The 14910-nt window shown below is 73.6% G+C and carries 13 protein-coding genes and 1 riboswitch; of the genes, 4 read left to right on the top strand and 9 right to left on the bottom strand.

What is annotated here, in order from left to right; all coding sequences use genetic code 11:
• Positions 1 to 19: 19 nt before the first annotated feature.
• Together SCK26_RS18190 and SCK26_RS18185 are read right to left on the bottom strand one after the other, a co-directional pair.
• Positions 20 to 946 carry a hypothetical protein gene (locus tag SCK26_RS18190; protein ID WP_318202353.1) on the bottom strand — a complete coding sequence of 309 codons (927 nt, stop codon included), beginning with the start codon at positions 944 to 946 and terminating at the stop codon, positions 20 to 22.
• A 153-nt stretch (positions 947 to 1099) separates the two neighbouring features.
• A complete protein-coding gene (locus SCK26_RS18185) occupies positions 1100 to 1582 on the bottom strand; it encodes a hypothetical protein (protein ID WP_318202352.1) in 483 nt (160 codons plus the stop codon).
• A gap of 154 nt (positions 1583 to 1736) precedes the next feature.
• On the opposite strand from SCK26_RS18185, the gene SCK26_RS18180 reads away from it, so the two are divergent.
• Together SCK26_RS18180 and SCK26_RS18175 are read left to right on the top strand one after the other, a co-directional pair.
• Complete coding sequence (locus SCK26_RS18180; RefSeq protein WP_318206039.1) at positions 1737 to 2900, top strand: PP2C family protein-serine/threonine phosphatase; 1164 nt, start codon at positions 1737 to 1739, stop codon at positions 2898 to 2900.
• A 111-nt stretch (positions 2901 to 3011) separates the two neighbouring features.
• The gene (locus tag SCK26_RS18175) at positions 3012 to 4205 is read left to right on the top strand and encodes a hypothetical protein (RefSeq protein ID WP_318202351.1); all 1194 of its coding nucleotides are present in this window, start codon (positions 3012 to 3014) and stop codon (positions 4203 to 4205) included.
• 2 nt (positions 4206 to 4207) lie between these two features.
• On the opposite strand, the gene SCK26_RS18170 is transcribed toward SCK26_RS18175, so the two are convergent.
• The gene (locus SCK26_RS18170; protein ID WP_318202350.1) at positions 4208 to 6181 is read right to left on the bottom strand and encodes an Ig-like domain repeat protein; all 1974 of its coding nucleotides are present in this window, start codon (positions 6179 to 6181) and stop codon (positions 4208 to 4210) included.
• A gap of 189 nt (positions 6182 to 6370) precedes the next feature.
• On the bottom strand, positions 6371 to 7057 hold the full coding sequence (locus tag SCK26_RS18165; protein ID WP_318202349.1) for a DUF6445 family protein: 687 nt from the start codon (positions 7055 to 7057) through the stop codon (positions 6371 to 6373).
• A 264-nt stretch (positions 7058 to 7321) separates the two neighbouring features.
• On the opposite strand from SCK26_RS18165, the gene SCK26_RS18160 reads away from it, so the two are divergent.
• Positions 7322 to 8065 (top strand): DUF4142 domain-containing protein, encoded by a 744-nt coding sequence (locus SCK26_RS18160; RefSeq protein ID WP_412080856.1) that lies wholly within the window; start codon positions 7322 to 7324, stop codon positions 8063 to 8065.
• Here SCK26_RS18160 and SCK26_RS18155 read toward each other — a convergent pair.
• On the bottom strand, positions 8062 to 9720 hold the full coding sequence (locus tag SCK26_RS18155; protein WP_318202348.1) for a glycoside hydrolase family 13 protein: 1659 nt from the start codon (positions 9718 to 9720) through the stop codon (positions 8062 to 8064). The genes SCK26_RS18160 and SCK26_RS18155 overlap by 4 nt on opposite strands.
• A gap of 79 nt (positions 9721 to 9799) precedes the next feature.
• Complete coding sequence (locus SCK26_RS18150; protein ID WP_181797697.1) at positions 9800 to 10150, bottom strand: ArsR/SmtB family transcription factor; 351 nt, start codon at positions 10148 to 10150, stop codon at positions 9800 to 9802.
• 78 nt (positions 10151 to 10228) lie between these two features.
• A riboswitch (cobalamin riboswitch) is annotated at positions 10229 to 10414 on the top strand.
• A gap of 28 nt (positions 10415 to 10442) precedes the next feature.
• On the opposite strand from SCK26_RS18150, the gene SCK26_RS18145 reads away from it, so the two are divergent.
• Positions 10443 to 11525 carry a HoxN/HupN/NixA family nickel/cobalt transporter gene (locus tag SCK26_RS18145; protein ID WP_318202347.1) on the top strand — a complete coding sequence of 361 codons (1083 nt, stop codon included), beginning with the start codon at positions 10443 to 10445 and terminating at the stop codon, positions 11523 to 11525.
• Here the strand turns inward: SCK26_RS18145 and SCK26_RS18140 are convergent.
• The 3 genes from SCK26_RS18140 to SCK26_RS18130 form a co-directional block, all read right to left on the bottom strand.
• Positions 11422 to 12501 carry a bile acid:sodium symporter family protein gene (locus tag SCK26_RS18140; protein WP_318202346.1) on the bottom strand — a complete coding sequence of 360 codons (1080 nt, stop codon included), beginning with the start codon at positions 12499 to 12501 and terminating at the stop codon, positions 11422 to 11424. The two genes, SCK26_RS18145 and SCK26_RS18140, sit on opposite strands and share 104 nt — an antisense overlap.
• A 183-nt stretch (positions 12502 to 12684) precedes the next feature.
• The gene (locus SCK26_RS18135; protein WP_318202345.1) at positions 12685 to 13536 is read right to left on the bottom strand and encodes an isocitrate lyase/PEP mutase family protein; all 852 of its coding nucleotides are present in this window, start codon (positions 13534 to 13536) and stop codon (positions 12685 to 12687) included.
• Between the two features lie 384 nt (positions 13537 to 13920).
• The gene (locus tag SCK26_RS18130) at positions 13921 to 14886 is read right to left on the bottom strand and encodes a nucleoside hydrolase (RefSeq protein ID WP_318202344.1); all 966 of its coding nucleotides are present in this window, start codon (positions 14884 to 14886) and stop codon (positions 13921 to 13923) included.
• Positions 14887 to 14910: the final 24 nt, after the last annotated feature.

Here is a 14910-nt window from a genome sequence, read left to right as displayed (position 1 = left end):
CCGTGGGCGGTGGACGTGGTCAGGCTCGGGCCCGGGTCGGTGCCGGCGCGGGAGTCGGCGCGGGTGCCGGTGGTGCCTGCCGGTGTCGTGCGGGGCGGGGCGGGCGCGGTCGGCGGGTGAGCCAGGTGGTGAGGGCGACGGTGAGGCCGAGGCCGAGCAGCAGCCAGGCGGCGTCGCGCAGCGGGCCGGTCAGGGCGTCGTAGACCGCGCCCGCGGCGCCGTGCGACACGCCGGCGGGCAGGTCGGCCAGGGTCAGGGCGCGGCCGACGCGGAGCGCGAGGACCAGCAGCGCGCCGCCCAGGGCCGTGCCGAGGGCGGTGGCGGCCACGGCCCGGCGCCGGCGGACGGCGAGCGCGATCCCGCCGACGGCGAACGCCACGGACGCGGCCGGCAGCCAGGAACCGGCGACTTCGAGCACGTGGAACCCCTTCCGGAGGGCGGTCAGCCGGGCCGCCGGGAGCACGGCGACCACGGTGTGCTCCACCGGGATGCGCGCGGCGAGCGGCACGTGGTCGTGCGTGAGCTGGCGTTTGACCTGCGCGGTGACGGGAGCCAAGTCGATGGTGACGGCGTGTTCGTCCCGTCCGCGCAGGGCGCGCAGCACGGCGTCGTGGGTGACCCGGTTGCCGGTGTCCCAGGCCAGCCGGAAGGCCCGGGTGTGGGTGAAGGAGCGCACCGCGTCGCGCACGAACGGGCGCACCGGGCCGGGCGCCGGGCGGACGTCCAGATGTTGGTCCACGGCGCGCAGGAGGCCGTCGCCGACGGTGTCCGCGACGGCTTCCCGCACGGCCGGGTCGGCGGCGAGCGGCGCCATGGCGGTGACGTACCGGCCCGTGTCGGCCAGCCCGTACGCCGCCCAGGCCGCCAGCGCGCCGAACGGGACGAGGAGGCAGGACAGGGTGATCAGTACGGCCGACAGGGCGCTCCTGAGGCGTCGTGGGGGCACAGCTCCAGGCAAGGGCCCCCGGGGCCCGCGCGCGAGCGGGAGCACTGCGTTCGGGCGGCGGGAGGACCCGCTCGGCGGAACGCCGGGCCCTGGTCGGCGGTAGGGAATGTTCCGCACCCAGGCGTACGCCGGCGGGCATCCGGCGTACGCCGCTCAGCGGATCCGGCGCCCGAAGGCGTCCTCCCGCGTGTAGTAGTGGTAGAAGAACGCCATGAAGGTGGCCGCCGAGACCAGCAGCGACATCAGCACGGTACGCAGCACCGGCTTGTCGGTCTGGGCGTACAGGAAGCCGAACGCGCAGCCGGTGAACGCCGTCCACAGCAGCGCGTGCACTTCCCGCGGCATGCGGGGCGCCAGCGCCAGCAGCGCCATGCACAGCACCGCGAACACCAGCGCGCTGACGAAGCCGAGCAGCAGGTTCCAGCCGGTGATCGGGCCGCCGGAGCGGTTGTTGGCCGCCGCCCAGTAGCCGTAGACCAGACCCAGCACGACCGGTACGGCGATCCGGGCCACCCGGTGGGCGCGGGCGTCGAAGACGTCGGGCGGGCGGGCGCGGACATCGGTCGCCCGGCCCTCCACCTCGGGCGTGCGGCCGGGCCGGGACGCGCCGCCGGGCGCGGGTGCCGCTTGAGCCATGGGAGCACTCCTCTCTCCTCGCCCCCGATCTGCCTCCGCTACCAGGGCACAACGGCGGACAGGGCCCGGCAACTCGGCCGGACGGGTGCCCGGATGCGCGCGGTGTCCCCCCGTGCTTCGCTGAGGGCATGGAGGGCTGCCGGCCGTGACGTGGATGGAATACGGGCGGCGACCGCTGCTGCGGGTGCGCGGGCGGAGCGTCGCCTGGCTGCTCCCGCTGCTGCTCCTCGCCGGCGTCGTCCTGCTGGACTTCTCCACCGGTGAGAGACTGCGGATGATCTCCTGGATCGTCCTGGTCCCGGGCATCTCCTCGGCGATCTGCGGGGCGTGGACGACGGCCGGGTACGGGCTGCTGGCGGTGACGACGTACGTCCTCGTGGACAGCGCCTGGCCCGAGCAGTACCAGGCCGGGCTGGGTGACTTCATCCTGGTCGCCGTCGGCGGCGCCCTGGCCACCCTCGCCGCCGCCGTGCGCGTGCGCCGCGAACGGCAGGTCGTGCACATCCGGGACATCGCCGACACCACCCGGCGCACCGTGCTGCGCCCGCTGCCGCCCGACTGGGCCGGGCTGGAGCAGGCGGGGGTGTATCTGGCGGCCGACGTCGAGGCCCGGGTCGGCGGCGACTTCTACGACATCCAGCCCAGTCCGCACGGCACCCGCGTCCTGGTCGGCGACGTACAGGGCAAGGGCCTCGGCGCGGTGGAGGCGGCCGCCGCGCTGCTCGGCACCTTCCGCGAGGCCGGGTACCACGAGAAGGATCTCGCGACCGTCGCCGAGCGGCTGGAGATCCGGATGCTGCGCCACCGCTCCCACACCGTCGCGCTCGGCGGGGCCGACGGCGACCGGTTCGCCACGGCCGCGCTGATCGCGTTCCCGGCGGACACGCCCGGGATGGTGGAGCTGGTGAACTTCGGCCACGAACCGCCGCTCGCCGTCGGCCCGCACGGGGTGCGCGAGCTGCCGAGCGGCGACGGGATGCCGCTCGGCTGCGCCGACCTCGCGGGCGGGCTCCTGCCGCCCGTGCGACGGGTGCCGCTGGGCCCGGACGAGACGCTGCTGCTGGTCACCGACGGGGTGACCGAGGCCCGCGACGGACCCGGCGACTTCTACGACCTGACCCGCGAGGTCGTCCGCACGGTCCGCGCCGACCCGCGCCGGGCCGCCCCGCACCGGCTGGTCCGCCGGGTCCGCGACGGCGTGCTGCGGCACAGCGGGGGCCGGCTGGCGGACGACACCACGATCTTCGCGGTGCGGCGGCTGCCGGGCGGCGGAGGGCCGCCGGGCGAAGACCCCGAACAGGGACGTTTGCGGTACTGAGGCCCCGGTGCGCGGCGCCAGCGGTTACGGTGCTGGCTGGAGAGCGGATCTACGAGGGCCTCGGGACCGGAGGGCCCCACGGGCTCCGCCAGGGTGACAGGGGGAGGCACGATGCCCGGAACCGTGCTGCTGCTCGCGGCCTCACCGGTGGGCCGCGGGCGCCTGGTGGACGCGGCCGGCGTCCTGCCGGTGCTGGCGGCCGTCGCCCCCGCCGTGCTGTCCGGCACCGACACCGCGAACGTCGTCGAACTCGCCGACCCGCTGGAACCGCAGGCCGTCCTCACCCGGCTGCGGGCCGCGGCGGCGACGCCCGGGCCGCTCACCGTGTACCTCACCGGGCAGCTGCACCTGGACCGGCGCCAGCACCGGCCCCACCTGGCCCTGGCCCGCACCACCCCGGCCACCGTCCGCTACACCGCGCTGCCCTGGCACTGGATCCGCGAGGAACTGCGCCTGCGCTCGGCCGCGGACACCGCGCTCGTCGTCGACCTGCACGCGGACGCCGAGGCCTGGCGGCACGTCACCGAGCGCGGCCTCGACTGCGGCCCGCACACCGCCGTCTACGGCCGTCTCGCCCCGCCCGCGGGCCGGCGCCCGGCCGAACCGGCGTACATGAAGACGGTCGCCACCCTCCTGCGCAGCGGCCGCCGCCCCGCGCTGGACACCCTCCACGAACAGGCCCTGAGCCGCATCCCGCAGGAGACGAGGGGCAACCTGCTGCTGGCGCACGCGGGAGGTCACGCGGCACCCGGACCGGTGCCGCCGGCCCGGGTGGCGGCGGCTCCGGCGCCGTGGGGGCCGGCCGCGGCCGCGCCGGGACGCGAGGCGGAGCCGTCCGTGCCCGCCGGCGGCTCCGGCGCTCCGGTGCCGCCGGCGGCCCCCGCCGATCCGCACGCCGCCATCAGCGCGGCCGTGCGCGGCGGACGGCACCAGGAGGCGGACGGGCTGGCCGCGCGGTACGAGGAGGACGCCGTGCGGGCCCACGGCGCCGGCTCCGAGCAGGCGTTGCACTGGCGGGAGGTCCGGGCCGACCTGGCGATGTTCGCCGGGGACCCGGCGCGCAGCTGCCGGGCCTGGCTGGCGGTGGCCGAGGCCCGCCTCGCCGCCGGCCAGGCGGCGGACGCGCCCGCCGTGGAGGCGGCCGTGGACCGCGCCCACCACCAGTGGGGCCGCATCGAGGACACGGCGCGGGCCCGCGAACTCGGGCCCGCGCTCGCGGAGCTGCGCCTGAGGGTGCCCGGCCGCCGCAGCGGCGCGCTGGAGAACATCCGACGCCAGCTGGGCCGCCTCCAGGCCGCTCCCTAGCCTCACTTGGTGAAGGTGAAGTACTTCCAGGCGCCGTGGGTCGTGGAGTTCACGGTGTCACCGGACGCGCCGTTGACGTACGACGAGCGGACCCGGAAGCGCCGGCCGACGTCCCCGCCGTGGTCGCCGGTGATGCCGACCTCGGACACGCCGTCGGAGCCCAGCTTGAAGTACGCGGGCTCGTCCGAGTGCCAGCGGCCCTGGTAGTACGTCTCGAACTCGAACTTCTGCGCCCGGTCCCGGTAGTACGACATCTTGGTCGTGACCAGCGGGTCCCTGTTCTTGTGGAAGAAGTAGTACGTGTGACCCCACGTCGACTTCTTCTTGTAGTGACCGGAGAGCGAGGTGGACACGCCGACCTTGGCGCCGACCGTGCTGGACGCGGAGGCAGACGCGAACCGGGAGTCGCCCGAGAACTTCGCGGTGATCTTGGCGTCCCGCTTCAGGCCGACGGTGACCGACAGGTTGCCGTCGGCGTCGACCTCGCCGGACTTCACCAGCTTGTTCGGCTTGTCGGAGCCGAACGGGTCGGCCCAGATCTCCACCGTGCGGTTCTTGTACGTCTTGCCGAGGTGCGCGGTGAACTTCACGTCCTTGCCGTACGCGTACACCTTGCCGTTGTTGTCGACGGTCAGCGCGGGCTTGGCGCGGGAGACGTCCACGGAGTCCGAACCCGAGCCCGCCGTGTGCCCGGCGTCACCCGCGTAGGCCACCGTGTACTCCACCTTGCCGCCGGCCGGCGGGGTGTCGGTGAAGGAGAACGTGCCGTCGGCCCCGGTGACCGCCGCGGGCAGCGCCTTGCCCTTCGGCGACTCCAGGTCGGTGCGGGTCACGGTCAGCTCGGTCCCGGCGGGCAGGGCGGCCGTGGCGGTGGCCCTGCCCTTGACGGTGAGCTGCTTGGCGCGGGTCGCGGTGGCCGGCGCGTCCACGGTGACGGTGGTGGCCGCCTTGGCGGGCGCGGTGAGCACGCGCAGGGAGACCACGTCCTGGCTGTTGCGGGTCACCGCGAACAGCCGGGAGCCGTCCGGGGCCCAGGCCAGTCCGGCGCGCACCAGCAGGTCGGAGCCGGAGCCGGTGCCGGTGTTCGGGAAGTCGTAGGAGCGCACCGCCTCGCTGCTGCCCGGCCGGAAGATGTACACGTCCGGGTCGTAGGAGCCGTCGATGCCGCCCGCGACCGTGCCGTCGGGCGCGACGGCGACCGAGTTCGGGTACGCGTCCGTGACGTACTTGCCGTCCTCGTTCAGGTCGGCGGTGCGGAACACCTGCTGGTAGTACGGCGCGCCGCTGGCCACCACGACGTCCTTGCCGTCGGGAGTGACCTGGAGGTCGCCGAGATTGCTGCCCGCCTCGCGGGTGCTCGCCCGTTTCACGGCGGTGCCCGAGGAGACGTCGTACGAGGCCAGTTCGACCGGGCTCTGCCCGAGCGCGCCCGCGACGAGCGTGTCCGAGCCGGGCGCGGCGTCCAGCAGCGGGGCCGCGTACCAGTCGCCGTCCTGGCCGAGGGTGACCTTGTGGTCCTCGGACGTCAGGTCGACGGAGCCGAGGTCGCCCGCGGCGGCGCCGCCGTAGCCGAACCACAGCCTGCCGCCGGCGAGGGCGATGCTGAGCGGCTTGTCGCCGACCTCGTAGCGGGTGGTCTCGGTGTCGGTGGCGGTGTCGAAGACCGCGATGGCGTCGAGGTCCTGCACGGCCGCGTAGAGCGTGCCGGAGTCGGCGGACAGCTCCAGGCCGTGCACGCCGGACAGGCGGGTGGTGAGCTGCTTGACGACCTGGCCGGCGAAGTCGGTGACGACGATCTTGCCGTTCAGCGGGTCGCTGACGAAGACCTGCTGGTGCACGGCGTCCACGACGATGTCACCGGTCTGCCGCACCGGCAGGACGGCGCTGGAGTCGGCGAACGCCGGGGCGGCGGCCAGGGCCGCCGAACCGATCAGGACGGCCAGGGCGGTGGCGGCCGTGAGAGAGCGCTTGCGCACGCTGATTCGAACCCCCCGAGACGAATGAAAGACAAGGGTGCCCGCGCGGACACGACTGTCTGCGGGCCCTCCGTGCGTGAGCCGTGGGCCGCGCGTGGCGTGTGCGAAGCGTAGGTCATGCCACTGACAACAGGCATACGGGTTCCGGTGGGCAGGGGCGGCTTTCGGACGCGCGGAGGGACGCGTCGCTCAGGCCATCCAGAAGAAGACCACGGTCATGCGTTTGTCCGGCAGGGTGCGGCCCGTGTAGGCGATCGCGCTGTGGACCAGGTTGGCGTGGTAGAGCAGCAGGCGGTTGTAGCGGTGGGGGACGCGGACGTCCTCCTCGAAGTGGTCCGCCGGGACGTAGCGGGTGCCGAGCGCCTCGACGAGGTTGGTGTGCGGGGCCCGGACGATGTTGCCGCCGAGCCGGCCGCCGGGCAGTGACTGGCGGTAGAAGGCGGTTCCGCACTCCTCGGGGGCGTCGGGGCCGAGATAGAGCACGGCCGCGTACCGGCACAGCGCGCGGGAGTCGGTGTGCGGGCGGGGCTCGCCCTCGCCCTCGCCGACCACCTGGACGCAGTTGTGATCGAGGGTGCCGCCGCCGGGCGCCCGCCGCACCCACAGCTCCTTCGCCCCGGTCGCCCGCTTCACCAGCCGTTCCACCCGGGCCAGTTCATCCGGTTCGAGGCCCGGCACCGCGCGCAGTCCCGGCCAGGTCTCGGAGGTGTACGGGTGGCCGCGGACCCAGTCGTCCTTGGCCAGGCACCGCTGCCGTACGGCGTCGACGTCGGGCAGGACGTCGTCCAGCACCCAGTAGTCGCGGCCCTCGGTGGGCTTGCGGTAGGGCAGGACGGGCAGCGCGGCGGGGGTGCGGGGGGAGGGCGGTGCGGGCATGCGGTGAATCTAGGCGCGCCCCTGGTCCGGTTTCTCCCGGGCGGAGGTCAACCTTCGGCCGCGCGGTGGTCAATCTTCGGCCAACGGCGCCCGGAGCAATCTTTACCCGTCACCGCTGAGAGCGACGGGCCGCGCGTCCGTACTGCTTGTGCGTACCGGACCCGCGCACCCCCGTGCGTCCGGACGTGGACGGAAAGACCCTCGGCAGGAGGCACGGTGCGCTTTTCGCGGAACGCGACGGGAACGCTGTTCGTGGGCGGTGCGATGGCCCTGACCCTCGCCGCGCTCGCCTATCCGGGCATGCTCGGCCTGAGCAAGGTCTCCAGTGCGCAGGACCGGGTCATCGCGAGCACGCAGTGGGGGCCGCTGACCGAGCAGGACCGGGACTTCGTGGTGAAGGTCCGGGCGGCCGGGCTGTGGGAGTACCCGGTCGGGCGGATCGGGCTGCGCAAGGGCGGCTCCAAGGCGGTGGTCACGGCGAGCCGGCACCTGGTCGACGGGCACGCGGCGCTCGACACCACCTGCCGGAAGATCGCCCCGATGCTGAACATCACGCTGCCCGACGAGGCCAGCCCTCAACAGCAGGGCTTCGTCCGCCAGTTGAACGGCGAGAGCGGCAGGCAGTTCGACACCGACTTCGCCAACATCCTGCGGATGACCCACGGCTCCATCTTCAACACGGTCGCGAAGATCCGCTCCACCACGAAGAACTCGCTGGTCCGGGCCCTCGCCGACCAGGCCAACGACACCGTGCTGGACCACATCAGCGTGATGGAGAAGACGGGTCTGGTCGACTTCGACCAGACCCTGTTCCAGCAGACCACCCCGCCGAAACTGCCCGACTCCGACCTGACCCCGCCGCCCCCGGCCGCCGGCCGGCCGGAGGTGGTCCTCACCCCGCCGCCGTCGGCCACCTCCACCCCGGTGGACATCGACGGCATCGCGGGCGGCGGCACCACGGGAGCCGGAGCCGGGGCCGGAACGAGCCCGGCCCCACCGGCCGGTTAGGCCAGCCACACGGTGGTGTCCGGTGGCAGCCCCCCGCCGCCCGGCAGCGGTGCACTGCTCAGACGGACCTCGCCGCCCGGCAGCGGCACCGGCTCGGTGCCCAGGTTGGTGACACTGCGCCAGGTCGCGCTGCGGCTGAAGTCCAGCACCCCGGCGGGCGCGTCCGGGGTCCAGGTCAGCGTCTCGCCGTCCAGCAGCTTGCGGCGCAGCCGCAGGGCCGTGCGGTACAGCTCCAGCGTGGAGCCCTCCACACCGGCCTGCGCCTCCACCGCGTACGCCGCGAAGGACGGCGGCTGCGGCAGCCAGCCGGCGCCGGGCCCGAAGCCGTACGAGGGCCCGGTCGTCGTCCACGGCAGCGGCACCCGGCAGCCGTCGCGGCCCTTGCGGGTATGGCCGGTCTGCTCCCAGATCGGGTCCTGGAGCACCTCCGCGGGCAGGTCGGCGACCTCGGGCAGGCCGAGTTCCTCGCCCTGGTACAGATACGCCGAGCCGGGCAGCGCCAGCATCAGCAGCGTCGCCGCCCGCGCCCGCCGCAGCCCGGCCGCCGGGTCGACCGCGGGCGCCGTGCCGTGGGTGAGCAGCCAGGCGTCCGGGTCGGTGCCGGGCGGCAGCACCAGCCGGGAGGCGTGCCGTACGACGTCGTGGTTGGACAGCACCCAGGTCGCGGGCGCCCCGGCGGCGCGGGCCGTGACCAGCGCGTCGGCGATGACCCCGCGCAGCTCCTCCGCGTCCCAGCCGGCCTCCAGGTACTCGAAGTTGAACGCCTGGCCGAGTTCGTCGGGACGGGCGTACAGCGCGCGCCGCTCGCCCGGCACCCAGGCCTCGGCGACGGCCATGCGCGGCGGCCGGTAGGCGTCGAAGATCTTGCGCCAGTCGCGGTAGATCTCGTGCACCTCGTCCCGGTCCCAGTACGGATGGCTGCCCGGCGGCAGGTGCCGCAAGGCGGCCTCGCCGGTCGTGCCGAGGGCGCCGAGGTCCCGCAGCGGTTCGTTGAGGTCCTTGGCCAGGCCGTGCGCGACGTCCACGCGGAAACCGTCCACGCCCCGGTCGGACCAGAACCGCAGCGTGGTGCGGAAGTCGGCGCGGACCTCCTCGTTGTCCCAGTTCAGGTCGGGCTGCTCGGGAGCGAACAGATGCAGGTACCACTCGCCGTCGGGCACCCGCCGCCAGGCGCTGCCGCCGAACACCGACTGCCAGTCGGTGGGCGGCAGTTCACCGCGCGCGCCGCGTCCCGCCCGGAAGACGTACCGCTCCCGGGCCGCCGAGCCGGGCCCGGCGCGCAGCGCCTCCTGGAACCAGGGGTGCAGATGGGAGGTGTGGTTGGGCACGAGGTCCACGACGACTTTCAGGCCCAGCCGGTGCGCCTCGGCGACCAGGGCGCCGAAGTCGTCCGAGGTGCCCAGGCGCTCGTCGACACCGCGCGGGTCGATGACGTCGTAGCCGCCGTCGGCGAGTTCGGAGGGGTAGAAGGGGCTCAGCCACAGGGCGTCGACGCCGAGCGCGGCGAGGTGGGTCAACCGCTCGGTCAGGCCCCGGAGGTCACCGAGGCCGTCGCCGTCGGCGTCGGCGAAGCTGCGCGGATAGACCTGGTAGATGACGGCCTGGCGCCACCAGTCGGGGTTCCTGGACGAGAGGTCCGGCGGCCGGTCTGCCATACGGGCTCCCAAGGGACGGACGACAGTAGGGAATCTGTATCTGTCCACATTGCCCGGAAGGGAACCTTTTCGGGGGCGCTCAGGCGGCGCAGTGCTCCAACAGGCCCCGTACGTCCTCGTCCACCACCCGATAGCGCACCACGCGCCCCTCTTTCTCCCCCGCCACGACCCCCGCCGCGCGCAGCAGCCGCAGGGCCTGGGAGACGGCCGGGTCGTTCATGCCCGTGGCGATCGCGAGGTCGGAGACGGCCAGCGGCCCGGTCCGGTGCAGCGCGAGCAGCAGGGCGAGCCGGTTGGCGTCGGCCAGCAGCGAGAAACGGTCGGCCCAGGTGCGCAGACGCCCCGCGTCGCCGATGGCGGCGATCGCCTCGCACACCCGGTGACCGTCGATGGTCCGACGATCGGCACGGTCGGCAGGCACGAGATGCATGGGCCCATCCTGGCAGGCGCCGATGTGATCTTGAATACCTGCCCGACTGCGCAGCTATGCAGGAAAGCGCGAGCCCCTCTACGGTGGGCGGGCCGTGGTGCTCGGGAAGTCGATGCAAGGTCGACGCGGCCCTCGCCACTGTGATCGGGGAGTTCCCGTTCCGTCCGGCACACCGCCGGGCCACTGGTCGCAGGACCGGGAAGGCAGGAACGGCGGACGTACGACCCGTAAGCCAGGAGACCGGCCACGGCAACTCACGAAGTGATCCACGAGGTGCTGGAGCGTGAACCCGATGGCCGATGCTGCTTCTTTCCGCTGGCGACGCGAGGACACCGTCAAGACGGCGGGGCTGCTGGTGGTGATCCTCGCCCTGCATGTCGTCGCGTTCGGGATTCTCTATCTGCTGGTCGCGCCCCGGCACTACAAGGTCGGGACCGAGGTGTTCGGTGTGGGGCTCGGGATCACCGCCTACACCCTCGGGATGCGGCACGCCTTCGACGCCGACCACATCGCGGCGATCGACAACACCACCCGCAAGCTGATGGCCGACGGCAAGCGGCCGGTGTCGGTGGGGTTCTGGTTCGCGCTCGGGCACTCCAGCGTGGTCGTGCTGCTGGCGCTGCTGATCGCGGGCGGCACCTCGCTGGCCGGGAAGGTGATGAACGAGGGTTCCGCCACCCACCAGGTGCTCGGGGTGCTCGGTACGACGATCTCCGGGTCGTTCCTCTATCTCATCGCCGCGCTGAACCTGATGGCCCTGGCGGGCATCCTCAAGGTCTTCCGGGCGATGCGGGCGGGAGCGTACGACGAGACGGAGCTGGAACGGCACCTGGACTCGCGCGGGTTCATGAACCGGCTGCTGGGCCGGCTGACCAGGTCCGTGTCCCGGCCGGGGCAGATGTACCCGCTGGGCTTCCTCTTCGGGCTCGGCTTCGACACGGCCACCGAGGTCACCCTGATGGTGATGGCCGGCTCGGGCGCGGCGGCCGGCCTGCCCTGGTACGCCATCCTGTGCCTGCCGCTGCTGTTCGCCGCCGGGATGAGCCTGTTCGACACCCTGGACGGCACGTTCATGAACTTCGCCTACCAGTGGGCGTTCGCCAACCCCGTCCGCAAGGTCTTCTACAACCTCGCCATCACCGGCCTGTCCATCGCCGTGGCCTTCTTCATCGGCACCATCGAACTGGTCGGCGTCCTGCACGAGAAGTTCCACCTCAGCGATCCGGTCACCGGCTGGGTGGCCGGCCTGGACCTGGGCAACGTCGGCTATCTCATCGTCGGCCTGTTCGTGGCGGTGTGGGCGGCGGCGCTGGGGTACTGGCGGCTGGCGCGGGTCGAAGAGCGCTGGTCGGTGCGGGCGGCGCCGTCCGACTGAGCCGGCGGGCGAGCGCGGCGCAGACCACCAGCTGGAGGGTGTGGTAGAGCATCAGCGGCAGGACGGTCATGGCGACCTCGTCCGCCGGGAACAGCACGGAGGCCATCGGCAGCCCGCTCGCCAGGCTCTTGGTCGCCCCGCAGAAGACCGCCGTCACCCGGTCCTCGCGGAGCAGCCGCAGCGCCCGCGCCGAGCGGTCGGCGAGCAGCAGGGCGAGCGCGAGCAGCACCGCCACGAGTGCGCCGAGCAGGAGGAGGCGGCCGGGGGACACCCGCTGCCAGATGCCGGTGGTCATGCCCTGGCTGAACGCCGCGTAGACGACGAGCAGGATCGAGCCCCGGTCGCAGCGCCCGATCACCTTGCGGTGCCGGCCGAGCCAGCCGGAGATCCAGCGCCGCACCGCCTGCCCGGCGAGGAACGGCAGCAGCAACTGGACGGCTATGTCGCCCAGTTGGCCGTACCCGACCGGAACGCCGCCGCCCTTGCCGCCGCCGATCAGCGCGACGGCCAGTACGGGGGTGAGCAGCACGCCCAGCACCGTGGAGAACGACGCGGAGCACAGTGCGGCGGCCACGTTGCCGCGGGCCAGGGAGGTGAGGGCGATGGAGGACTGGACCGTGGACGGCAGCACGGCCAGGAACAGCACGCCGGCGGTCAGCTCGGCGCCGAGCGCCGCGTCCGGCAGCAGCCGCGCCGCCAGCCCGAGCAGCGGGAAGGCCGCGAACGTCAGGGCCAGCACCGGCAGGTGCAGCCGCCAGTGGCGTACGCCGTCCAGCGCGGCCTGCGGGGAGAGCCGGGCGCCGTAGAGGAAGAACAGCAGGCCGATCGCCAGCTTGGTCAGCCACGAGACGGCCTCGGCCGCCGTGTCCTCGGCCGGGACGAGCGCGGCGATCCCGATCGCGCCGAACAGCGCGACGATGTACCAGTCGACACGGCGCGCCAGGCCGCGGACCGTTCCGGTGGACGTCTGAGACATGCGCTCCTGCCTTGGAAGCGGGTGGCATGGGACGGGGGCGGGCCCCGAGCCGGTCGTGGGTCCCGGTCGGTGGCGGGCCAAGGCGGTCGTGGACCAAGGCGGTGGCGGGGCCCGGACCGTGGCGGGTGCCGGGGTGGTGGGGACCGCGCGTGGTGGGTGCGCGGTCCCCTGGGGCGGGTCAGGTCATGCCGGGACGTGGACGTGGTGGCGGCTGATGTTCTTCTCCAGCAGGGCCAGGCACTCGGCGACCCCCACGCTGTCCGGGCCCGTCCGGGGCAGGCGGCCGTCGGCCTCCTTCAGGTCGGTCAGCGCCCGGTCGATGGCGGTCTGCGCCGCGAACAGGCACGGCGTGCTGTAGATGGCGACGTCGACGCCCAGCTCGGTCAGTTCGCTCAGGGACAGCCGCGGCGACTTGCCGCCGGCGATCTGGTTGAACAGCAGCGGCTTGTCCCCGATGACCCGCCGCACCTTGTGGATCCAGTCCACGCTGCGCACCCCGTCGACCAGCACCACGTCGGCGTCGGTCGCGGCGAGCGCCTTGGCGCGGCGCAGGATCTCGTCCTCCTCGGTGGCGTCGGTGCGGGCCACCACCACCAGGTCCCGGCGGGACCGCAGGACCATGTCCAGCTTCTCCAGGTACTCCTCCAGCGGCAGCACCTGCTTGCCGTCGACGTGGCCGCAGCGCCGGGGCCGCTTCTGGTCCTCCAGGATGACGCCGGAGGCGCCGACGGCCTCCAGGTTCTGTACGACGTGGCACGCGGTCTCCGGGTCCACGTAGCCGTCGTCGATGTCGACCAGCAGGTGCTGCGCGGGGAACGCCATGCGCAGGCGCTGGACGAAGGCGATGATGTCGGGCCAGGCGATGAAGCCGATGTCCGGCAGGCCGTAGTGGGACGCGGCGAAGCCGAAGCCCGAGACGAACATGCCGTCGTAGTGCCGGGCCGCCACGGACGCGGAGAACATGTCGAACACGCCGATGAGCGGCGTGGTCCCGTCCGCGTGGATGGCATCGCGTAGCCGGTTGGGGTGGCTCACGGTATCCTCCGGGGTCACTGGTTGCGTGGGCGTGGTGCCGCTGCGACCCTCTGCCCGCCAAAGCCGTTGGCCGCGCGGCGTGTTCCGCACCAGACCGGCCGGGTGCCCTTCCTCGGAGAGGCACCCGGTTTTTCGTTGTCCGGTCCGGTGGCCGCAGAGTAAAAAAGGTTTTGCCGAGTCACAACCATCCCTTTGCGGTTCCGGGCCGAAACGCGGCGCCGCGCCACCCCTGGTTCAGGGCCGTGAACGCACGCTCACCCATGTGACCGCCGGGGACGGGGCCGTACGGGCGGGCCGGACGATGACCTAAAAAGCCCTCCCCGCGGAATCCGGACCCCCTTTTTGTACGGGCCGAGGGCGGCCGTCCGGGGCGGGAGCGCTCCCTCAGGGCCGTTCCACCGTCTCCAGGTACAGCCGCACGTACCGGTCCACGTCCACGTCCAACGCCACGTCCACGAGCGCCCGTTCGCGTCCGTCGCCGTGGATCTCGGACTCGCCGGGGCGGGGCCGGAGGTCCACGACGGTCTGGCCGCGGGCCGGGCCGGGCGCCAGCGAGACCTCGACCGGCAGCAGCCGGGTGGTGAGTCCCGCCGGGTCGGCGACCGCGCACACCGCACCCGCGTCGCCGAGCCCGCCCGCCTCCTCGGCCTGCGGCGGCTCGCCCTGGTGGGCCGGCCGGTGGGCGAGGAGGTCGCCGGCCAGCCGGGTGCCGGGCTCGTCGCTCTCCCGCAGCCGGCGCACCTCGGCGCCGGGGACGACGACCCGCCGGAACACGTCCAGGCCGTACATGGTGATCGGCACCCCGGCCGTGAGCAGCACCGCCGCGGCCTCCGGGTCGTGCCACACGTTGAACTCGGCGACCGGGGTGGCGTTCCCGGTGGTCACCGCCCCGCCCATGAACACGATCCGCTCGATGTTCCGGGTGACCTCCGGGTGAGTGCGCAGCAGCAGCGCGATGTTGGTCAGCGGGGCGGTCGGGATCAGCGTGACGGGGCGCGGGGAGGCGAGGATCTCCCGGCGCAGCAGGGTGACCGCGTCCACGTCCGCCGGGAGCCGGGCGGGCGCCGGCAGGCCCAGGTCGCCCATGCCGTCGGCGCCGTGCACCGGCGCCGGGCGGGCCGGCTCGATCAGCGGGCGCTCGGCTCCCCGCGCCACCGGGATGCCGGGGGCGCCCGCCCGGTCCAGCACGGTCAGGGTGTTGCGGACCACCCCGTCCACGTCGGTGTTCCCGGCCACGCAGGTCACGGCGCGGAGGTCGAGTCCGGGGTGGCGGACGGCGAAGAGCAGGGCCAGGGCGTCGTCGACGCCGGTGTCGCAGTCGATGATCACGGGTATGGGCTGTCCGGTCACGGCGGACTCCTTCCGTCGTGCCGA

Origin of the sequence: Streptomyces sp. SCL15-4 (assembly GCF_033366695.1) — a bacterium.
Lineage (GTDB): Bacteria > Actinomycetota > Actinomycetes > Streptomycetales > Streptomycetaceae > Streptomyces.
The sequence above is the reverse complement of the archived record's forward strand: the minus strand, read 5'-3'. Positions and strand labels throughout refer to the sequence as shown.